The organism is Flagellimonas olearia, assembly GCF_004150225.1.
GTDB classification, from domain to species: domain Bacteria; phylum Bacteroidota; class Bacteroidia; order Flavobacteriales; family Flavobacteriaceae; genus Flagellimonas; species Flagellimonas olearia.
The window spans coordinates 503,907-527,190 of the sequence record NZ_ML142907.1; the positions used below are offsets into that span (position 1 = coordinate 503,907).

The 23,284-nt window shown below is 43.6% G+C and carries 16 protein-coding genes; 8 read left to right on the forward strand and 8 right to left on the reverse strand.

Going from position 1 to position 23,284, the window contains the following annotated elements; translation table 11 throughout:
• Positions 1-14: 14 nt before the first annotated feature.
• From DN53_RS02325 to DN53_RS02360, 8 genes are all read right to left on the reverse strand, one after another.
• Positions 15-1,469 (reverse strand): arginine decarboxylase, encoded by a 1,455-nt coding sequence (locus tag DN53_RS02325; RefSeq protein WP_129652802.1) that lies wholly within the window; start codon positions 1,467-1,469, stop codon positions 15-17.
• A 424-nt stretch (positions 1,470-1,893) separates the two neighbouring features.
• Positions 1,894-4,101: a xanthine dehydrogenase family protein molybdopterin-binding subunit gene (locus DN53_RS02330; protein WP_129652803.1), complete on the reverse strand. Its 2,208-nt coding sequence runs from the start codon at positions 4,099-4,101 to the stop codon at positions 1,894-1,896.
• Between the two features lie 29 nt (positions 4,102-4,130).
• Positions 4,131-4,586, reverse strand: a complete 456-nt coding sequence (locus DN53_RS02335) for a (2Fe-2S)-binding protein (protein WP_116218087.1) — start codon at positions 4,584-4,586, stop codon at positions 4,131-4,133.
• Between the two features lie 367 nt (positions 4,587-4,953).
• On the reverse strand, positions 4,954-5,583 hold the full coding sequence (locus tag DN53_RS02340; RefSeq protein WP_129652804.1) for an alpha-ketoglutarate-dependent dioxygenase AlkB family protein: 630 nt from the start codon (positions 5,581-5,583) through the stop codon (positions 4,954-4,956).
• On the reverse strand, positions 5,552-5,815 hold the full coding sequence (locus DN53_RS02345) for an Ada metal-binding domain-containing protein (RefSeq protein ID WP_129652805.1): 264 nt from the start codon (positions 5,813-5,815) through the stop codon (positions 5,552-5,554). The genes DN53_RS02340 and DN53_RS02345 overlap by 32 nt, the downstream gene beginning before the upstream one ends.
• A 1-nt stretch (position 5,816) precedes the next feature.
• Entirely contained in the window at positions 5,817-6,530 is a 714-nt protein-coding gene (locus DN53_RS02350; RefSeq protein WP_129652806.1) for a 2OG-Fe(II) oxygenase, read from the reverse strand.
• Between the two features lie 22 nt (positions 6,531-6,552).
• Entirely contained in the window at positions 6,553-7,401 is an 849-nt protein-coding gene (locus DN53_RS02355; RefSeq protein WP_129652807.1) for a methylated-DNA--[protein]-cysteine S-methyltransferase, read from the reverse strand.
• Between the two features lie 82 nt (positions 7,402-7,483).
• Complete coding sequence (locus tag DN53_RS02360; RefSeq protein ID WP_242502070.1) at positions 7,484-8,443, reverse strand: helix-turn-helix transcriptional regulator; 960 nt, start codon at positions 8,441-8,443, stop codon at positions 7,484-7,486.
• 276 nt (positions 8,444-8,719) lie between these two features.
• On the opposite strand from DN53_RS02360, the gene DN53_RS02365 reads away from it, so the two are divergent.
• The 8 genes from DN53_RS02365 to DN53_RS02400 all read left to right on the forward strand — a co-directional run bounded on the left by DN53_RS02365 (position 8,720) and on the right by DN53_RS02400 (position 23,273).
• Entirely contained in the window at positions 8,720-9,220 is a 501-nt protein-coding gene (locus DN53_RS02365) for a DinB family protein (protein ID WP_129652809.1), read from the forward strand.
• Positions 9,221-9,235: 15 nt separating this feature from the next.
• The gene (locus tag DN53_RS02370) at positions 9,236-9,454 is read left to right on the forward strand and encodes a hypothetical protein (protein ID WP_129652810.1); all 219 of its coding nucleotides are present in this window, start codon (positions 9,236-9,238) and stop codon (positions 9,452-9,454) included.
• A 320-nt stretch (positions 9,455-9,774) separates the two neighbouring features.
• Positions 9,775-10,422, forward strand: a complete 648-nt coding sequence (locus DN53_RS02375; protein WP_129652811.1) for an RNA polymerase sigma factor — start codon at positions 9,775-9,777, stop codon at positions 10,420-10,422.
• Positions 10,423-10,698: 276 nt separating this feature from the next.
• Positions 10,699-11,736 (forward strand): FecR family protein, encoded by a 1,038-nt coding sequence (locus DN53_RS02380; RefSeq protein ID WP_129652812.1) that lies wholly within the window; start codon positions 10,699-10,701, stop codon positions 11,734-11,736.
• A gap of 247 nt (positions 11,737-11,983) precedes the next feature.
• A complete protein-coding gene (locus tag DN53_RS02385; RefSeq protein WP_207211063.1) occupies positions 11,984-15,214 on the forward strand; it encodes a SusC/RagA family TonB-linked outer membrane protein in 3,231 nt (1,076 codons plus the stop codon).
• 10 nt (positions 15,215-15,224) lie between these two features.
• The gene (locus DN53_RS02390) at positions 15,225-16,802 is read left to right on the forward strand and encodes a SusD/RagB family nutrient-binding outer membrane lipoprotein (protein WP_129652814.1); all 1,578 of its coding nucleotides are present in this window, start codon (positions 15,225-15,227) and stop codon (positions 16,800-16,802) included.
• A gap of 91 nt (positions 16,803-16,893) precedes the next feature.
• Positions 16,894-20,181, forward strand: a complete 3,288-nt coding sequence (locus tag DN53_RS02395) for a VCBS repeat-containing protein (protein ID WP_129652815.1) — start codon at positions 16,894-16,896, stop codon at positions 20,179-20,181.
• Positions 20,182-20,183: 2 nt separating this feature from the next.
• Positions 20,184-23,273 carry a DUF5107 domain-containing protein gene (locus tag DN53_RS02400; protein WP_129652816.1) on the forward strand — a complete coding sequence of 1,030 codons (3,090 nt, stop codon included), beginning with the start codon at positions 20,184-20,186 and terminating at the stop codon, positions 23,271-23,273.
• Positions 23,274-23,284: the final 11 nt, after the last annotated feature.

Consider the following 23,284-nt stretch of genomic DNA (forward strand, 5'->3'; position numbering starts at 1 on the left):
TTTATTATTCGTATTCAGTTTTTGCTGGAAACCAGCAGTTTTTTTGGGTCTATCAAGACGTTTTCATCTTTTTTGGTTCCGTATCCCAAGATGGAAAGAAACTCTTGTGCGGTCTGCTGTTCTGCAAACACGGAGGTGTCTATATTTCCATCCTCATCCTTGTTGATCAGAATGTGTTTGGGATGTGGTATAAGGCAGTGTTGCAAACCGCCAAATCCGCCAATGGTCTCCTGATATGCCCCAGTATTGAAAAATCCAATATATAGCGGTTTGTCTTTTCTGTATTTGGGCAGATAGATGGCGTTCATATGTTGTTCCGAGTTGTAATAATCATCACTGTCACAGGTAAGTCCTCCCAACAGGATACGCTCATACTCCTCGTTCCATCGGTTAATGGCCAGCATGATGAACCGTTTACTAATGGCCCAGGAATCTGGCATGGTAGTAATGAACGAAGAATTGATCATGTTCCACTTTTCCCGGTCATTCTGTTGCTTCTGGTACAGCACCTCATAAATGGTTCCTCCGCTTTCTCCTACGGTAAAGCTTCCAAACTCGGTAAAAATGTTGGGCACCTCCACTCCTGCCTCATCACAAGCCTGTTTGATCTGATGAATGATTTCATCCACCATATAGGCATAATCATACTCAAAGGCCAAGGAATTCTTGATTGGGAACCCGCCACCAATGTTCAAACTGTCCAAAGTAGGACAAACCTTCTTCAGGCTTACGTATACTTTCAAACATTTTACCAGTTCGTTCCAATAGTAGGCCGTGTCCCGAATCCCCGTATTAATGAAAAAGTGCAACATCTTCAGTTCCACCTTGGGATTTCCCTTTATGGATTGATTGTAAAAAGGCACAATGTTCTTGTATCCAATGCCCAACCTTGAGGTATAAAACTCAAACTTGGGTTCTTCCTCGGAAGCAATCCGTATTCCTACCTTAAAATTGTCCTCAATGGACTCTCCCAAAAGTTCCAATTCCTCGTAGTTGTCAATAATTGGGATGCAGTTCTTGTGTCCATTGTTGATCAACCGGGCAATGTTCTGCACATATTGGTCCCTTTTAAAGCCATTGCAAAGCACATAGGTATTCTTGGAAATCTTCCCGCTTTTCTTCAAATGCTCCACGATATCAATATCAAAAGCTGAAGAGGTCTCAATATGGATGTCATTCTTAAGAGCCTCATTGAGCACATGCTCAAAATGGGAACTTTTGGTGCAATAGCAATAATGATACTTTCCCTTGTAGGCATGTTTCTCCATGGCTTCGCCAAACCATTTTTTAGCCCGTTGTATGTTATCGGAAATCTTGGGCAAATAGGTAAACTTCAAGGGAGCTCCATAGCGCTGTACCAAATCATATAGGTCAATACCATGGAATTGTAATTTATTGTCCTCCAATTGGAATTCCTCTTGGGGGAAATCATATGTCTGCTCGATCAAGTCGATGTATTTTGTTTTCATCTGTATTTCGCGTTGTTAAAAAACTAATAGGTAAAAATTGAATGGAAAGAGAACAGCTTCTCAGATGCGAAATTCAAATACGGTATAGGCCACAAAGAAAGGTCTCCGTGAGAAATCACGGATTACGGAGTGCATTTCGGAAGTCAGCCCTAAGATTCGGTGTCTTATCCCTAAGACGGCTTTTTGGGTAGACTTCCTTATTCCCAAAAGCCCGAACATGAAAAAAGCTTTCAAAGTATAGGCAATGCGACCCTTTATGGGGTCTCATTCATGGGTCAAACATAAACAAAAAATGAATACAACAATTTTTTTGATAAAAAAATTTTAGACCCTATACCATATTGATATTCAGTATATTGAAACCTAAAACTTCTTTCCTATAGATTACAATACCATTAAACAGTCCACTAAAAAGTATTTCTTATCAGCCCACCAATGGTGGTTTATCATTAATAAAAGGCTGATGGTAATACCTCCTACCCGTTGCACGATATAGCGCATTGGCCAAAGCCCCCATGATCGGAGGCAATGAAGGTTCACCCAATCCGGTTGGATCTATACCGTTATCCACAAAAAAGCTCTCTATTTCCCTGGGAGCTTCCATATTCCGAATCAAACGGTATGTATCAAAATTCTTTTGGTCCGATTGGCCATTACTGAAGCTCAAGGCACTATAGGTAGCATGCCCTATTCCATCTACAATTCCTCCTTCAATTTGGTTTTTGGCACTCAACGGATTGATTACAATTCCACAATCCACCGCACACCATACCTTATCGATATTAGGTTTGTCCCCCTCCAGGGTCAAGTCCATTACCTGGGCCACATAGGAGTTGTGGCAATAGTAGGCCGATACGCCCCTTGATTTACCATTGTTGGCCCCACCGGTCCAACCGGATTTCTCCCGGACCAATTTTAGGACTCCCGCATAACGTTCTGGGTCATAATCATTGTTTTTTGGATCTCCAACCGGGTTGGTTATCGCCCTATCAAAAAGCTCCAAACGAAAGGCGATGGGGTCTTTTCCTGCAGCCTCGGCCACTTCGTCCATAAAAGCTTGCTCTGCCCCTGCAATAAAGTTGGAGCGTGGTGCCCTCCATGCGCCTGTGGTAACATTGGTCTGTAAGCTATGCTTTTCGGCCAAATAGTTATCCACGGCCCCAGCAGGGAAACGATTTTCAAAAATCAAGTCGTCATTGGTTCCTGCACCTCTTACATGCCAAGCAATCAGATTGCCTTTATCATCCAAACCGGCTTTATAACGCACTTTGTACGATGGGCGATACGTCCCTTGGGTCATATCGTCCTCACGGGTATATACCAATTTAATGGGGGCTTGCATTCTTTGGGAAATCACAGCGGCTTCCACTGCAAATGTTCCGTATAGACGTCGACCAAATCCCCCTCCCATCCGGGTCATCATGATATCGATTTTCTCTGCCGGCATTCCCAAAACGGACACCAACGTCTTTTCCAAGAATTCCGGCGTCTGAATGGGTCCCAAAAGCTCCGCTTTTTCCGGGGTCACATGGGCGAAGAAGTTCATGGGCTCCATGGTGTTGTGCGCCAAAAAGGGAGCGGTATAAACGCTTTCCACAATTTTGGCGGCATTTTTGAAAGCCTTATCCACATCACCGTCCTTACGTGCTGCTTCCTTGGGGGCAGTTTCCAACAATTGGTTCAACGCCTCATCATGGTAGGCACTGTTTTCCAAAGTAGAAGCCTCTTCCCACTCTATATCCAAAGCTTTTTTGGCCTGCATACATTCCCAAGTGCTATTGCCCACTATCGCCACTTGTTCTGCGATGGCTCCTCCATCGGACCATTGTTTTTCAGCATCTTCGGGATACACCACAACGGGAAACACATCCTTGATTCCGGGCATGGCCTTGGCTGCCGTGGCATCCATGGATTTATATTTCATTCCAAATGCGGGAGGGTGCACAATCATGGCGGTGAGCATTCCTTCCCGTTGAATATCCAAACCGAACAAAGGTTTTCCTGTCACTATCTTGGGACCATCCACATTTTTTCGGTCTGTACCCACGATTTTGAATTCGCTTATTTCTTTCACCGATACCTCTTCCGGAACCTCCAAACCTGCGGCGATGGACGCCATTTCACCATATCCGGCCGATTTATCACTGGCCGCATGATGAAGCATGCCTTCCCCTGTGGTGATCTCATCCACGGGAACTTGCCAAGTCTGGGCAGCGGCCTCTTTCAACATTTGGCGGGCCGTGGCTCCTGTCATTCTTAAACTTTCCCATCCTTGCCGAATGGATTGGCTTCCCCCTGCCAATTGACGGGTAAAAATGTCCGTGTTCAGAGGTGCCTGTTCCACAATAACATCCTTCCAAGCTACATCCAACTCTTCGGCCACGATCATGGGCATGGCGGTCTTTACATTTTGACCTATTTCGGGATTGGGAGACATGATGGTGACCATGCCATTATCCCCAACCTTGAGAAACCCATTGAGTTCAAACCATTCTTTGGGCATGGCGTTGACCTGTTCCGGGGTCATTTTACAGGATGCCAGCCAATTGAACCCCAAAACGAGGCCCCCACTGGCCAAACCGGTATTTCTGATGAATGATCGTCTTCCTATTTTTGTCTTTACAAGTGTCATGGTGGTAGTTTTATGTTCGCCCGGTTCGTTTATGATTCTGAAGCCATTTTCACAGCTTTTCGGATACGGAGATACGTACCGCAACGGCAAATATTCCCGTTCATGGCCGTTTCAATTTCTTCGTCTGTTGGATTTGGATTCTTCTCCAATAAGGCCGATGCTGTCATAATCTGCCCTGCCTGACAATACCCGCATTGGGGCACGTCCACTTCCAACCATGCTTTTTGCACAGGGTGGTCCCCATTCTCGGAAAGCCCCTCAATGGTCGTGATGTTCTTGTCCCCGATACTGGATACCGGCAATATGCACGATCGTGTGGCCGTTCCATCCAGATGAATGGTACAGGCGCCACATTGGGCGATGCCACAACCAAATTTTGTCCCGACCATGTTCAAATGATCGCGAAGAACCCAAAGTATGGGCGTGGAGGGGTCTACGTCCACCTCTTGTTTTTTTCCGTTGATGTTCAGTGTAAATGTTGCCATAGTCTCAAAAATTCCATTGAATTTATAAAATTTTCATCACCTATAGGTTGTAAAAATCAAACATCTAATAAAAAATTAACATTGAAATTGATTTCCATGGGATTCCATAACTTTTTTAGACGAAGAAACAGCCTAAATCTTCCTAAATAAAGGCTTCAATCCATACTGACTTTTTTTGGCTTCCTGCCCCTTCACAAATCCAGAAAACAACAGAAGGAGCAACAGGAGCGAACACGTTGATGCAATGACACTTTTGTTTTTCATGACAAACGTTATTTGTTATCAAACGCAGCTGTGGCACAATGCCTTACAACAACATATTTCAAAGGGATACTTACAAATTTCAAACAATGGTTAGATGTGCCGTTCAAAAATGGATGTCATCATCAAAATCTACTATCGTACGGAAGGTAAGGTTGATTCGGGGTGTCTTCACCATTTTGGTGGGGGGTAAGCGGTGCAACCAATGGCTCTGGGTGGTTCCCTTCATCACCAACAAACTCCCATGTTCCAGGGCAATGGAAACCTTTTCCTTAGTAGTTTTGTGTTTAAAAGCGAACTTTCTTTCCGCCCCAAAGCTCAAGGAACCTATGGCTCCATTCTTTTTTAAGTCCCTTTCGGCATCACTGTGCCATGCCATGCCTTCCTCGCCGGAATGGTACAGGTTCAACAAGCATGAATTGAAGCTTTCCCCAGTGCGTTCCTCCACCAATTTTTTAAGCTCAAGAAGCTCAGGCGTCCACGGCAATGCTCTTTTGGTAGTATTGGAATAGGTATACTCAAAAGGCAGATCCCCATACCAGGCCACCTTTCTTTTGGTCTCAATGCGTTTGCCATAGATAACGGCCACATCATTTTTCCAAGCAATGGCATCCATCAACTTTTTATAATACGCATTGGCTCGATCATACGTCATAATGGACCCATGATAGTTAACGATACCATCATGGGGAAGCCAATTTTGGTCAGGGTTGTTTTGGTTGGAGAACAGGTTCATCTTTCCATTTTTTAAAAGCCGTTCGCATACAGTGGCCACAGGGTCTATATCCCAAAGAAATGGCCTCTTTCCCGGTTTTGAAAAAGATACGGTTTTCCCGTTTCATGCGTTTGCCCGATGCGCATTTCAAGGTACCATAAATCTTTAACTTCCTATGGCCGGCATATGTGATTTCTCTTTGCCTAATTCCTTTTCTTACCTCAAAATCTTTCAGATGGGCGTGGTACAACATATCAACTTATTGCATCGTGAAAAATGATTCCCAAAGTATAGCGTTCCCCATGGGAAACTTCACTGACTCCATGCTTCATAGTTGCCCTGTAGTACCCTTTTTGGCCTTGTATGGGCCTAAAATTGGTGGTGAACACAAGCATATCCCCTTTTTTCGGTCTCAAGACCATTGCTTTTGATTGTGCCCTAGGTGTTTGCTGGGTCAAGACAAATTCCCCGCCTTCATGATCCTCACCGGGTTCACTCAAAAAAAATACCAATTGAAGCGGAAAATATACATCACCATACAGGTCTTGATGCAAGGTATTGAAGCCCCCTTCTCCATATTTGAGAATCAAGGGAGTGGGTTTCAACTGGTTTTGCTCCAAGCATTCCCCCAACAGTTCTTGATGGGCATTAGGAAACATCTTTTCCATTTTCAACACTTTCATCCAAAGGTTGGCCACAGGTACCAGATGGGGGTATATGGCCTCACGAAGGGTCTGAATCATATTGGGTAAAGGATAGTCAAAATACTTATACTCCCCCAATCCAAACCTATAGCGTTCCATGACCACGGTCTTCCTGTACCCACTAGGATTGCCGTACAGCTCCTTTAACCCCTCACACTCCTTTGGAGTGAGCAAATTGGGCACTAGCGCATATCCGTTGGCATGCAGATTTTCTTCCACAAGGGACCAGTCCACTTTATGGATTCTTGATGTTAAATCGTTCATTTTTCAATAGGTTCTGTTATAATTAGCTTGAGGTATCCGTTTGGGCCGCTTCCCAACCGATTATGGCGCTCTTTCGGGTAGGTCCCCACATGTACCCCCCAAGCTGGCCCGAGGATTGAATGACCCGATGACAGGGAATCAAAAAGGCAACGGGATTGTTTCCAATTGCAGTTCCCACAGCCCTGGACGCTTTGGGCTGATTGATTTTTTGTGCAATGCTCCCGTAGGTGGATAGATTCCCCATTGGGATTTTAAGGAGTGTTTCCCATACTTTTAGTTGAAACGGGGTACCGTTCAGGTGGAGTTTTATCTGGTCCAACCTCTCCCAGTCATGCTGAAAGATAAATAGACCATCCTGTTGGTTTTTGTCCAACATTTGATGATACTTGGCCTTAGGAAATCTGGATTTCAGGCTTTCGAATGCCTGGGTCTCATCACGAATAAAGGACATATGGCAAATTCCTTTGGGGGTTGATGCCACCAATAAAGGGCCAAATGGACTTTCTGCAAAGCTATAATTGATGGTCAGGTTCTCGCCTCCATTTTTAAACTCACCCGGGGTCATCCCCTCAATGTTTATGAACAGGTCGTGGAGTCTACTGGTTCCCGAAAATCCGGTTTCCTGGGCCGTATCGAACAAGGTGGCCTGTCGTTCCTTCAGCAGCTGTTTTGCATATTCAACACTGATATACTGCATGAATTTTTTAGGACTCACGCCCGCCCATTCCGTAAAAAGACGTTGAAAATGATATGGACTCAAATGCACGGTCTCGGCCACTTGATTCAAGGTGGGTTGCTCCTTGAAGTGGTCCCGGATAAAATCAATAGCCTTTGCTATTCGTTTGTAATTGTAATCTGCCTGGGTTTCCATAACTATACTATTTGAAACCAAAAGTATGGGGAAGTCCTTCGCCCCAAAACCCGATTCTTGCTCATTTGGAAACCACGGATTGTCACTCCAACATTTCTTGGCTTTTTCTCAACAGCTCCACTACTCTTTCCTTGAGGGCCTCCGGCTCAACTATCTTGGCAAAATCCCCGAACATCAAATACCATCGGGCAAAACCGTTCTCCAAATCCATGGACATAAAGGTCATCTCCACAAACTCTCCTTTTGGGGTTTCGGAAACAAAACCGTAGTGTTTTCTGCTTCCTTGTATGTATCTGGCCACGGTTTTATCCACCAATATCCTGACCTTTGTCTTTGGTGGTTTTTTTTCCTTTTGACGGTACTCATCCAAGGTGCCGTGCTCCAACACAAAATCAAGCGGTGTACGTTCAATCCTGTGGATTCTGTCGGTTCGGAAATATCTATAATCCTTCCGCAAATGGCAGTACCCCAAAATGTACCAAAACTCATTTTCGTTGAAAAGTCCCACGGGTTCTATCTTCCGTTCCGACGGTATTTCTGTCTGAAGGGCCCCATATCGTAAAAAGACCTGCTTTTTTTCCGCAATGCTCTCGAACAGAATCTCGAGGGCGTTTGGCACCTTTTCATTAAAAAGTTCCTTTCCGGGCGTAATGGACACTTGGGATTCCAAGGTTTCCACCCAAGCCTTTTCCCTTCCGCGCAACACCGATTTAAGCTTATACATGGCCGATTCGTGATAGGCCCCCAAGGATTTGTCGGTAAACTTTTGCATGAGCTTTTCCGCAGCGACAAAGCTCCCCGCTTCCTCACGGGTGAACATTACCGGAGGTAACCTGTACCCCTCCATGATGGAATAGCCCACCCCTGCCTCGCTGACAATGGGCACACCTGATGCCTCCAAGGTACGAATGTCCCTATATATGGTTCGCAGGCTTACATCAAAGCGATCAGACAATTCCTGTGCCTTTACGATACGCTTGGATTGCAGTTGAATCAAAATCGCCACAATCCTATCAAAACGTTTTACGGTATCCATTCCCATAATTGAATGCGCTATCTCCCAAAGATAGGATTTCAATCCAAGGACGGGAGACCATTTCCATTTCATTTTAATTCGATTTAAAATCTATTTTATGGAAGCTGCCCGTATCTGGATTTCCAAGGAGCGCGCGCAACTTCGCAGCTTACAAAAATCTGTATGGGATATGACAACCCTATGTCAGCACCATTTTTTTTGATTGTGTTTTTGCTGTTGACAAAGGGCTGTCACATCCCGCTTCTACCTTTGGTTCCACAATCAAAATCTAAATCATGTATCATGGAAAAAACAATGGAACAACAAAAAGAAACAGCACAGCTTATCACCCCTTCCCAATTATTGGAACATTGGCTAGGACACAGAAGGGTCACGCGCCGGGTCATCGAAGCATTTCCAGAAAAAGAACTCTTTACGCACTCCATTGGAGGGATGCGTCCATTTTCGGAAATGGTGAATGAGCTTTTGGGTATTGCCGTTCCGGGACTTCAGGAAATTGTTTCAGGTAAGACCACAGAACTTCAGGAACATTTTGATCACGGAAACAGTAAGGCAAAGGTTCTTGAAGCCTGGGATAAATCCACGGAAGAAATCACCAAGCTTTGGAACAAGATCACTTTGGAACGCTTTCAGGAGAACATTGTCCTATTTGGTCAGTACGAAGGTTCCGTGCAATCTTCTATCTTCTATTTTATAGACAATGAAATCCACCATCGTGGACAAGCATATGTTTACCTGCGGTCTTTAGGGATAGAGCCCCCATTTTTTTGGGAAAGGAACTAAAGACACCTATATAATATGAAGACCGTTTTAGTATTTAAAACATCCGTTCTTGACCAAAAAGGGGTAAAAAGGCTCAAACCCAAGTTAAATCAGCTGGTAAACAAGAATGGAGAATGGAATTTTGACCTGGAGGATTGTGACAACATTCTCCGGGTCGAAACCAAAAATATTGGAGCCCTTACCATCTCTTCCCTCCTCCAGAAAAATGGATTTGTTTGCGAGGAATTGCATTAATTTACGAAAAACCATTCCCCAGTCCCTGCGTTAGGTGGTTTCTAAAGTGAAAATGCAACTATACCTTTCCTAAAATTTGTAGGAAATTACATTCAATTCGTGGGTCTAAAAGTTAAATCTTCATCCTGCTAAAGATTTATTTTGCTCACTTGGATAAGGCCTCCCATTTACCGGAGGCCTTATCAATCAAGGCTCTTGAATCATTTTGCCATACCCTCATTAAAGGTCTGTTAAATATTTCACAAAATGAATCCCTTATAAAAAGTAGGACTTACGTTTTTTTTTCTATATTAGGAAAATATTATCAACCTCTTAACATAATGTCATTAATACATAGCATTTCGGAAGGTTACGATTATAATGATAAGAAAAGTTCTTCTCAGGATTTTTCGAAGTCTTTTGATTGTGCCATGGAATGGAAGCTGTTCTGTGACGGCAGTGAGTCTGCTTTTGTTAAGATATACAACCACTATTTCCAGTCTCTTTATAATTTAGGTCGGCAATTTTCAGGAGACACCGACCTCCTTAAGGATTGTCTTCAAGAAACTTTCATTTCCATTAGAAAAAAGAGACATGATCTACACAAGGTAATATCCGTAAAAGCTTTTCTAATTAAATGCTACCGAAACAAGATCATTACCGAGCAAAAGAAACAAAAGAAAAAGAATAAGAAGATGGACTTTGACCTAGCCAATGAATCTTTCGGTTTTTTGGTCACCCCATCCCATGAAAGCTTACTTGTAAACAAGCAGTTTCATACAGAACAGGTAACTTTAATACAAAATTCCCTGAACAAACTGACCCAAAGACAGCGTGAGGTAATTTATTACTTCTATTACAATGGGCTTTCGTATTCCCAAATTAAGGAGGTTATGGGCTTTTCCAGTGTAAGGGCCGTGAGGAATTTGATGTACCGATCACTTTCCGAGTTAAAAAAATATGCTGAGGCTCCAGTAAAACAACAATAGTCAATCTTGTTTCAAAACCTTGCCCTACACTTTCAAAAACCTTAGTTAATGCCGATATACTGGTCGCTAAATAATTCCACAATCAACCGAAAAATCAGTTTCGACATTCTACGCGCCACACCCATTTTTAGTGTTAAAAAATATACCGGATTCTCAACAAATCAAAAGCATATCTGCGTAGAAAACAGAATCTTGAATTTTTTTTTAAAAAAAAGTTAATCTTTTTTGATGTCATTTGAGAATTTTTGATGTCATATAGATATAGTGCCAAAGTTTATGGATTATCACGAACACGAATTGGAAGATTTCATGGCTGACCCAGAGTTTAGAAACTGGGTATTGAAGCCAAATCCTTCCAACCATTTCTTCTGGAAAAAATGGTTGGCTGCCAATCCGTGCAAAAAAAGAACGGTCTTGGTAGCAAGGGAAATCATCCTTTCTTTCAAATATCGTTCTTCAGAAGATATAGATCTTATCGATCAAGGCGAAATCCTTAAATCCATTTTGGCAAAGAGGGACACGCAGATTTTACCAAAGAAAACAAGTAGTTCCCTTATGGCATTCCAAGCCGCTGCCTGTGCTTTGATCATGGCAGCACTGACCATAGGAATGAAATGGTCTTCATCCACAGAGATTGTTCCCACATTCAGTCCCGCAAAACTTATTGTAAAGGAAAATTTCCGGGGACAAAAATCAAGAATCACACTGCCTGACGGGTCTACCGTATACCTTAATAATAACAGTAGGGTTTCCTACAGTTCGAGTTTTGTTCACAAAAGGGAGATTTTTTTAGAAGGAGAGGCCTTTTTTGAAGTGGTAAAAGATCCCTCGAGACCTTTCGTGGTCAACTCCAATGGTTTATTGACCAAAGCTTTGGGGACCTCCTTTAATATAAGGGCACCACAAGGAGAAAAAGTTGAAGTTGGACTGGTTACCGGAAAAATTTTGGTCTCCCCCGTCATATCGGACGAATCGGGCACAAAAGTCATTGAAGACCTTGGAGGCAAGGCAACTTATGATACCCATGACGGTAAATTGGACATATCCTCTTATCCCGACATGGATTTTTATCAGTGGACCAAAAGGATATTGGTATTTAAGGCAGCAAGCTTCAAGGAGGTCAAGGAAACCTTGGAAAACTGGTACGATGTGGACATTTCGGTACGAAACCTGAACAGGGCCATTACGTATACTGGAAAATTTCCGGCGGAAAGTTTGGAAAGCGTATTGGAACAAATGGCTTATGCTGAGCGCTTTTCCTTTAAAATGGACAAGAAAGACTCAAGAAAAATAACAATCAATTTTAATAACTGAAACCTTTAAACTTTAAATCTATGGGAATGAAAAACTCGACGTAAAAATAAGTTTGCTCCAAAGAAAATGGCACTTTCGATGGAGACAAACTTATCATCAAAAGTTCAATTAAAAAATATATCAACTAAACCGACGTAAAAGTATGAAATTTAAACTAACTAAAACGATCGCTGTGCTCTCAAGAATCTTTATTTTGCAACTAGTGTTTTGCTATTTTGCAATGGCCAATGAGGGGTATACACAAAGCTTGAAAGACATTTACCTCCAGTGGAATTCCGCTAAGCAAGTGGATGTATTGGATGTCTTTGAAGAAATTGAGAGTCAATCGGCTTTCAAGTTCAATTATGACGAAAGAGATGTCAACAGAAAGGCAAAACTCGTCATTACCTCAGGTTCATACTCTGTTTATGACCTGTTGGAACAAATAAGCCGGGAGGCCGCCCTTAATTTTAAAAGGACCAACAGTACTATTGCTGTTAGCCCAAGACCTAAGAAGGAAACTCCTGTAATTGTGGAAAAAGAGGTGGTTCAAAAAACAGTGACAGGTACTGTTACTGCAGCTTCAGATGGTATGCCCTTGCCTGGGGTGAGCATCTTGGTGCAAGGAACTACCAACGGTACCCAAACTGATTTTGATGGAAACTATACCATTGAGGTATCCCAAGGGGATGTCTTGGTATACTCCTATTTGGGAATGTTGTCCCAAAGTATCACTGTAGGTGCCTCCAACTCAATCGATATTGTAATGCAGGAAGACGCCAGCCAATTGGACGAGGTGGTTGTTACCGCATTGGGTATCAAGAGACAGGAAAAAACCCTAACGTACGCCCAACAGACCGTAAAGTCTGATGAGTTGACCAAAACAAGGGACCCCAACTTCATGAACGCACTTTCTGGTAAGACCGCAGGTGTTGAAATCAAGAAAAGTAGTTCAGGTGCTGGTGGTTCTACCAAAATTTTGCTTAGGGGTAACAAATCCCTTAGTGGAGACAGTTCCCCTCTATTCGTAATCGATGGTATCCCAATGGCCAACAACAAAGGAAACCAGCCCGGTATGTGGGGTGGTACTGACGGTGGTGATGGACTTTCCGCTTTGAACCCTGATGATATTGAAAGCATCAGTATCCTTAGAGGTGCCAATGCCGCTGTACTTTATGGTAGCCAAGGTGCCAATGGTGTTGTATTGATCACCACCAAAAGTGGTGCTGAAGGAAAAACTACCGTTACCGTTAACAGTAGCTACACTTTTGAGCACTATTTGGAATTGCCAGACCTACAGTTTAAGTATGGTGCTATTGGCAGCGCCAAAGAAAGCTGGGATACTACGCCAGGTAACTATGAAAGTGATTATGTTGAAGACTTTTTCCAAACAGGACACAACTTCTTCAACTCTGTAAGTGTTAGTGGTGGTACCGATAAGACCCAAGCGTATTTTTCTTATGGTAACATCAGTGCTTCAGGTATTACTCCAAATAACAAGTATTTGAAGAACAACTTTACCTTCAAGCAATCCACAAAATTGTTTGATGACAAGTTGACCATTACTTCAAACGTTATTGGAGCCTTTGAAAGTAGCCACAACAGATTGCCTTCAGGGTATTACCTAAACCCACTTACAGGAATTTACTTTTTCCCAAGAAACCGTAATTTCAGTGCTTACAAGGAAAATTACTCAGTTTTTGATCCTGTAAGAAACTTGGAGTCCCAAAACTGGTTTGTTTCGGATCACCACCAATCCAACCCGTATTGGATCATCAACAAGCAGCCTCAGATGAACAAGAGAGACCGTTTCATCGGTAACCTTACCCTGAGCTATGATATTGCTGATAACCTTAACATTCAGGCTAGGGCCAACTATGACTACTCAACTGTCTTGGCCGAGCAAAGACATGCAGCAACATCAAACTCTACCAACGTGCATCCAAACGGTGCTTGGAACTACAATAAGTATGAGGATAAATTGATCTATACCGATGTTATCTTGAACTATAACACCGATTTGACCAGTGACCTTAGTCTGAACGCTTCTTTGGGTGCCAGCCACCAAGAGACCGAGTACGGATTGGGTGTTTCTGTAAACACAGGTACTCTTGGATTGCTTTATCCTAACGAGTTCTATATGCAAAACCTTCCTACCAACGTTCCCGTAAGTTCCAATACTGCTGGAACAGTAGTAAAAGAAGGGGTTTTCTTGAACGCACAGTTTGGCTACAAGGAAATGTTGTTCTTGGATCTATCCGGACGTAACGACTGGGCTTCTACCTTCGCACTTACGGATAACGAGTCATACTTCTATCCATCTGTTGGTGTTACCGCCATTATGAGTGAAATGTTCACTATGCCTGAAGCTGTTAGCTTCTTCAAGCTTAGGGGATCTTGGACCCAGGTAGGTAACGAAATACCTTGGAACAGAATCGCCCCTCAAAATACTATTACAGCCAATGGCGGTGTAAGCAGGAACACTACAAGACCGTTCTATGATGCCGAGCCTGAAATCATTACCAGTGTTGAAGGAGGATTTGACTTTAGAATGTTCAACAACAGACTAGGATTGGATTTCACGTATTACTCCATCACCAGTACAGATCAGTACATCTCTGTTCCAACAATATCCGGAGAAGGAGGATTTACCAATGAATTTATCAATGCTGGTGAAATCAAGAACACAGGGGTTGAAATCACCTTGAACACTACTCCTATCCAATCACAAGACTTGGAGTGGAACTCTTCTTTGAACTTCACTTCCAACAAAAACGAAGTGATTGATATAGGACCGGATGATGAGAGAATCTATGACCTAGGTTCTTCTGAAGGATACTTCTCAAGACTTGTTGAAGGTGGTAGATACAACGACCTTTATGTGTACAAGTTCCTAAGGGACGATCAAGGCCGAATCATAATGAGCAACGGTACTCCAAGAAGATCAGATCTTCCTGAACTTATTGGTAATTTGGATCCTAAGTTCAGCTTGGGTTGGAACAACAGTGTTTCCTTCAAGCGCTTCTCTTTTGGAGCATTGATCAATGCCAAGTTCGGTGGAAAAGTATTCAGCCAGACCCAAGCCATGTTGGATGGTTATGGTGTGTCTCAAGTTACTGCTGATGCACGTGATGCCGGATCGGTAACCATAAATGCTGTTGATGATGAGACTGGAACCGCCATTACTAGTATTGATCCTGAATCTTGGTATAGAGCTATCGGTGACAGGAACGGTGTTGGTGAGGCATATGTCTACGATCGTACCAACATTAAATTGAGCCAGCTTTCCGTTGGATACAACTTTGATATGTCCAATTCAAGTTTGCCTTTCAAAGCAGCTAGTTTGTCATTCATAGGAAACAATCTGTTCTTTTTCTACAAAGATGCCCCATTTGACCCTGAATTGGCGATGAACACGGGTAGAAGTGCACAAGGTTTGGATAACTTTAACTTGCCATCCACAGGAACCTATGGGTTTAACCTAAAACTAACTTTCTAAAAAATACAGTATGAAAAAGTTTTTATATCTATTAACTCTGGTAGCGGCTGTTAGTTCATGTACCGACAATTTCGAGGACCTGAACACCAACCCTTACCAGATATCCAATGAGTCATTGCAACAGGATTTTAACCACGTCGGTGCTTATTATCCTTCAATGCTCGCCCAGATTTTTGGTAATCAGGTTGACCACAACTTGACCAATGCTTCATATGCCCAGCACTTGGCGCAACCCACTGTGTTTGTACAGAATGTGAACAATACCACTTACTACATTACGTGGAACGGGTATTGGAACCGTCAGTACAATAACATCATGGCTCCGGCCAAACAGGTGATTGATATTGCCGAAGCAGATGGCTACACCATGTTCGCAGAATGGGCCAACTTGATCAGGATTATCTCTATGTCAAGGGCAACAACCTTTTACGGGCCTGTAATCTATACGCAATATGGCAACGAAGGTCCTGGAGTCTATGACAGTGAGCCTACATTGTACGCTGCATTTTTCAGCGATTTGGATAGGATCATTGCCGAGTTCAGTGCCAATACGGACTATACTGGTCTTAGTGCCTTTGATGCTACGTATGGTGGTGACGTGTCCCAGTGGGCCAAGTTTGCCAACTCATTACGTTTGCGTTTGGCCATGCGTATCTCCAAAGTAGATCCTGCCTTGGCCAAGACCCAAGGAGAAAAAGCTTTGGCCGATCCAGTAGGATTGATTGAGACTAACGGGGATAACATGAATATTTTCTTGTATGGAAACAAGTTCCACCCTGCACAGATTTGCTTCGAGTGGAATGATACCCGTATGAGTGCCACTATGGAATCCATTTTGGTAGGATATCAAGATCCCAGGATCCATGCGTTCTTCGATCCAGTATCAGATTTATCTTTGGTGGCCGATCACCCAGACTGGCCATACAAAGGTATCCGTAATGGAGCCTTTCTTGTTGCCAAGGATGACCATACTCCATTCTCCACTATCGACATTGACTTTAACGATCCCGCTAAAGTTACCTCGCGTAAATTGTTGAGTGCTGATGAAGTACATTTCATAAAGGCTGAAGCCGCATTGCGTGGTTGGGCCGGTGCCGGTGACGCACAGACCAACTACGAGAATGGAGTGAAAGCCTCCTTTGAGCTTTGGGGTGCCGGTGGTGTAGACGCTTATCTTGCTGATAACGCCAGTTTGCCCATTGATTATGATGATCCAGTTGAGACTGGTGACGTCAACGATTTTGTCAACCAGATCACCAACACCATTGCGTGGGATGAGGCTGCTAGCGATGAAATCAAGTTGGAGAAAATCATTACCCAAAAATGGATTGCTTCTTACACCAATGAAATGGAAGCTTGGGTAGATTTCAGAAGAACTGGATATCCTAAACTGCCACCAGTATACCAAAACAGTAGTAATGCTGACTGGGGTGTTGTTCCTACAGGAGAATTCATCAAAAGGATGCCTTTTATAAACGGTGAACGTCAGAACAACCCCTCAGGTGTTGCGGACGCAACCGCCAAACTTGGTGGTCCGGATGAGATCAATACCCGCCTATGGTGGGATACCGGAGGTCCCAACTTCTAAATAAATGGGAAAACCCAAAAAAAACCTGTGGGATTCCCCACAGGTTTTTTCTTTTTGATACAACCTAATTTCAATTTCAATCCCTCAAAAAATGCGCTTTACGTATATCATTGGTGTGATAGGTGCCCTGGCACTTACCTCATGCCTAAAGGATAACTCTGCCCAATTGTTTTCTAAAATGTCTTCTTCCGATACAGGTATCAAGTTTAAAAACCTGGTCAAGGAAACCGATGATCTCAATATCCTCACCTATGGCTATATCTATAATGGTGGTGGCGTGGCTGTAGGCGATATTAACAACGACGGATTGATGGACCTCTACTTCACCGGAAGTATGGTGGGTAGTAGATTATATCTGAACAAAGGCAACTTTGAGTTCGAGGAAATCGCCGAAAAAGCAGGCGTTTTTGCCGAAGGGCTCTGGAACACCGGAACATCCATGGCCGATGTGAACGGTGACGGATTGGTGGACATTTATGTATGCCGCTCTGCAGCAAAAGATGCTCCAAAAAGAAAAAACCTATTGTTCATCAACAACGGAGACCTCACTTTTACCGAAAAGGCCGCTGATTACGGCTTGGACGACATGGGATACTCCACAGAAGCCAATTTCTTTGACTACGACAAAGATGGCGACCTTGATGTGTTTGTACTCAACCATTCCGTACAACCCTATTCAAGTTTTAGAAACACTTCCAAAGAATTGCGGTCCGAATACATTCCTGAATACGCAGACCGTTTATACCGGAACGACAACGGCAAATTCACCGACATCAGTTCCGAAGCTGGAATCATTTCCAGCGTGCTGGGATTTGGTTTGAGCGTGTCCATAGGCGACATCAACAATGATGATTGGCCAGACATGTACATCTCCAATGACTTTCATGAACACGACTTTTTATATCTAAACAATGGCGACGGTACTTTTACCGAAAGCCTAAAAAAATATATGGGCCATACCTCCTATTTCTCTATGGGTTCAGATGTGGCCGACATCAACGGGGATGGTAAACTGGACATTGTGACCCTTGATATGCTGCCCGAAGGGAACTTTAGGCAAAAAATGGTCTCCGGACCGGACAACTATGACAAATACGAGTTTCTGGTAAAATCCGATTTTCACCACCAGTATATGCGCAATATGTTGCATATAAACAATGGCAACTCGTTCTCCGAAGTAGGACAGCTTTCCGGAATCCATGCCACAGATTGGAGCTGGGCACCCCTACTCACCGACTTTGACAATGATGGCCTTACCGACCTTTTTGTCACCAATGGTCTTAAACGGGACTATACCAATATGGACTTCATGAACTTTGCCGTTCAAAAACGTCTGGAAGAAATGGATTCTGGCGTGGATATGGCCATAAAGGACCTGCTCCAAGAAATACCATCCTCCATTGAGGAAAATTATGCCTACAAGAACCTTGGACATCTCCAATTTGAAAAAGAGACCACAGCCTGGGGCTTGGGAGGAAAATCACTCTCCAGTGGGGCCGCCTATGTTGATTTGGACAATGATGGGGATTACGATCTTGTGGTAAACAATATGGATGAAGAAGCCTTTATCTACCGTAACAATGCGGAAAAAGTCACACAAAACAACCATCTCAAGGTACAATTAAAAGGAAAAGGGAAAAACACCTTGGCCATTGGCTCCAAAGTGATCCTTAAAGCGGACACCTTAAATCTTCAACATGAGCTGTATACCTCAAGAGGGTTCCAATCCTCTGTGGACCCCTCCATAATTTTCGGACTTGGAACCATAGATACCATTGCTGAGCTTAAGGTTATCTGGCCCGATGGTAGCATCACCCAAAAAAATAATCTTGCCGTAAACCAAACGCTGCATTTAGACCAAAATGAGGCAACGGTACAGGAAAATACCGTGGAAGAAATACCAACGCTATTCACAGATATCACACAAGACAGCCTGGTTGCCTTCAACCACAAGGAAAATAAATACATTGACTTTGAAAGGGAAGTACTCCTCCCCCATATGCTCTCCACCCAAGGCCCTAAATTGGCCGTTCAGGACGTCAATGGCGACGGTTTGGAGGACATTTACATTGGTGGCGCAAAAGACCAGGCCGGTGCATTGTTCATTCAGACACCCAACGGCAGCTACCTTTCCAAAAATGAAGCAGTTTTTGAAGGTGACAGCAAGTTTGAGGACATTGGGGCCGTTTTCTTCGATGCCAATGGTGATTCGCTACCCGATCTCTATGTGGTAAGCGGCGGAAATGAATACGATACCCTCCCGGGAAATTATACAGATAGACTTTACATCAATCTAGGCAATGGCCGATTTGAAAACCAAAGCACACTTCTTCCCAAATTGAGCTTTAGTGGCTCATGTGCCGTTGTGGGCGATGTGGATGGAGATGGGGACCAAGACCTCTTTATTGGTGGTCGCTTGGAACCCGGACGATATCCATTGGCGCCCAAAAGTCAGATTCTTTTGAACGATGGAAAAGGAAACTTCTCCGATGGCACCGATGCCATTCTTGGTGAAAATTCCAATTTGGGAATGATCAACGATGCTGTGTTCACGGATTTCAATGCAGATGGCAATTTGGACCTTATTGCAGTTGGGGAGTTCACCCCGGTAATCTTCCTAGCCAACAAAAATGGAAAACTTGTACCGGAAACCCCTGAAGGGCTGCAAAACTCTGATGGCTGGTGGAACAGCATCACTCCCATTGACATCGACAATGATGGCGATATGGACTATGCACTGGGCAATTTTGGTCAAAATTCCCAATTGAAAGCCAGTGATACGGAGCCTGTTACCCTTTATGCGGATGATTTTGACGACAACGGCTCTTTGGACCCCATTCTTTGCTGTTATCTGGGTGGAAAGAACCACCCTGTTTATTCCAAGGACGATATTGGCTCCCAATTGGCCTACCTGAAGAGCAAATATGTCAATTTTGCCGACTATGCCTCCCAGACCGTTTCCGAGGTTTTGGGCGAGGACAACTTGGCCCGGGCACAAAAATTTGAGGCCCACACCTTTAAAACATCCATTTTAAGGAACAATGGCAATGGCTTCAGTTTGGAACCACTGCCCATTGAAGCACAGTTCGCTCCAATTTATGCCATAGTCCCTTTTGATGTGGAAGGTGATGGTGATACCGACCTGATGCTATTTGGTAATTTCTTTGAAACCAGGGTCAAATTCGGCAGGTATGATGCCAACCATGGACTTGTACTCATCAATGACGGGAGCGGTCATTTCACCACAGTGGAACAGTCCAAGACCGGTATGAATATCTCTGGACAGGTGCGGGATGCCAAACTTCTAAATGGTTCAACTCTTCTTGTGGCCCAAAACAATGGCCCGCTATTGCTATATAAAAACAACTCGACAAACTAAAAATGAAACTTTTTCTTTACTCAGGCCTCCTACTCTTTTTTATAAACGGATATTCCCAGGCTACCATTACCGAGGAAACCATGGTACTGGACACCTATGGGTTTGACACGCCAAACCCGGCCCCAATTCTTACGGAAAACCCAAAAATTTACCCCTATTTCAAGTATGAGGGCTATTCCCACACATCCACAAAGAAAAACTGGAATGTGGTGAAGTTGGAAAACGAGTATATCGAAGTTTACATACTGCCCGAGATTGGTGGAAAAGTTTGGGGCGCTGTGGAAAAGAGCACAGGAAACGAGTTTTTATACAAAAATGAAGTGGTAAAATTCAGGAACATTGCCATGCGAGGACCTTGGACCTCGGGCGGTATTGAATTTAACTTCGGTATCATTGGACACCATCCCGCAACAGCCACTCCTGTGGATTACATGACCCGAACCAATAGCGATGGCAGTGTAAGCTGCGTGGTGGGAAATTTAGATCTTCCTTCAAGAACCTATTGGCAGGTAGAGATCAAACTGGAAAAAGACAAGGCCTATTTTGAAACCAATGCATCATGGTACAATGGAACGCCATTAGATCAGTCCTACTACAATTGGATGACCGGTGCAGCCGTAGCCACAAATGACCTAGAGTTCTTTATTCCCGGAAATGGATATTTGGAACACAACGGTACTTGGGAGAAATGGCCCATTGATGATCAGGGAAGAAACCTGGCCCTCTACAAAAACAACGATTTTGGACCTGCAAAATCCTATCATATTGTAGGTGACTACCAAAACTATTTTGGAGGATACTACCACGACAGAAACGTAGGTTTTGGCCATTTGGCTCCTTATGAGCAAATGCCCGGTCAGAAACTATGGCTATGGGCGCTATCGCGTTCCGGAGGCATTTGGGAGGACCTGTTGACTGATTCTGACGGACAATATATCGAATTTCAGGCAGGGCGTTTGTTCAACCAGTACTCTCCCGGGGCTGAAAATCCTATAACACAGGCCAATTTTGACCCGTATGTCATGGATTCTTGGAGCGAACAATGGTTCCCCATCAAACAAATCGGTGGTATGGAAGCCGCTTCAAAATATGGGGTGCTCAACGTGGAACGCAACGGGAATTCGGCCTATTTGGGAATCAATGCGCTTCAAGCCTTTGATGAGCCCTTACAGATCTTGGTAAACGGAAAAGAAGTGTCCGTTGAAAACCTTCGATTACAACCCATGCAGGTTTTTGAAAAGACCATTGCCTGCAAGGATACCGATATCTTGGAAGTCAATCTCGGGAAAGGGAAGCTGTACTACACGTCAAAGAGTAAAACCTTGCTTAAAAGAAGCTTTGAGCAAGATGCCGACCTGAAGATTTCAGAAGTGGAAAAACTATACCATGAAGCTTCGGAAGCCATTAAGTTCAGGGAATATGCCGCAGCCGAAGAACAATTGAAAGCGCTTTTGGCCTTGGACCCCTCCCATCCTGGAGGATTGGCCCTCAGTTCCATTTCGGAATACCGAAAAACCAATTATAGCAAGGCCTTGGACTATGCAAACAAGGGCCTACAGCTGGATATCTATAACCCAACCGCCAATTATTTATCCGGAATAGCCTATTGGGCCCAAAATGATGCCCTAAACGCTTTGGAAGCTTTTGGATGGTCCGCAAGATCCATACAATACCGTTCTGTTTCGTATGCGCAGATGGCGGAAATCCATTTGCACGAAGGCAATCTGCAAACTGCCGAGGACTATGCCAAAAAAGCCTTGGATTACAATCAACATAATCTCAATGCAAGACAAGTTCTCTTGGTTGTACATAGGAAGATGGCCAACACCAACGCCTTCAATCAACAAATCCAAGAAATTTCCAAAATCAGCCCCATCAACCATTTTGCGGCCTTTGAGCAAATACTTCTATCGCAAAAAGACCCAAGCAACGTGCTGGAGGGCATTCAAAACGAATTTCCCAACGAGACGCTGTTGGAACTTGCCCTCTCCTATATCAATTTAGGTCAGCAAGAAGCCGCCACCCAAGTGTTGGGCATAACAAAAGATCTCAAGTCCAAACTTCTCATGGCGTACTTGGACCGAAACAGTACAACCGGCAAGAGTGCCGAACTTTTGGATGGACTTTCCAAACAGTCCCCGAATTTTGTATTTCCGTACAGAAGGGAAACGCTACCCGTTCTGGAATGGGCTGCTTCAGCCAACCCAAATTGGAAGTTCAAATATTATTTGGCGCAAAACTACTTGTCCGTTGGTTTGGATGATAAGGCAAAAAATGCCCTTGAGGAGTGTGGTGAAGCACCAGACAATGATACGTTCTACAGATTTAGGGCAAAAGTGTTCCAAAATGAACCTTATGCCGTTCAGCTAAAGGATTATGAGAAAGCCCTTGAACTCAATAACGGCTATTGGAAAAATTGGGACGATCTTATGCTTTTCTTTTTGAAGCACGACAAAAATGAAGCTGCGGCCAACTTGGGGAAAAAGGTGGTTCAAAAGTTTCCGAAGAACTACAACGTGGGATTAAGCTATGCAAAGGCCCTAGTGGCCACCAATGCATATCCCAAAGCGATTTCAATCCTCAACAATATCCAGATATTGCCTTTTGAACATGCTTCCGAAAGTAAAAGGGTCTATACCCAGGCACATCTGTATCAAGCCAGAAAGTATATGGCCAAAAATCAGTTTTCCAGGGCCATCCCCTTATTGGAGGCGTCAAAAAAATGGCCGGAAAACTTAGGTGTGGGTGCTCCCTACAATCCTGATGACAGAATGGCCAACTACTTATTGGGGCTTTGCCATTCCAACATGGGAAATACCTCAAAAGCCAATGCCGCTTTTAAAGAAGTGGCCGATTATGAAACCGCAAGTGTCCCTAGGCTAAATGATATTTTTTCTGCTTTGGCCATGAAAAAGTTGAACCAACAGGATTCCTTGCAAAAACTTTTGGAAAAAATTAAGTCGGGTGCGGCCAAAAACCAGAATGCCGCCATCGTTTGGGCCTTGTACAACCAAAATACGGACCAGGCCAAAAACCTAATGGTTTCAGAAGGTACGGATGAAAGACTGATAGACATTTTAACGGATTTATAATTTAAAAGAGT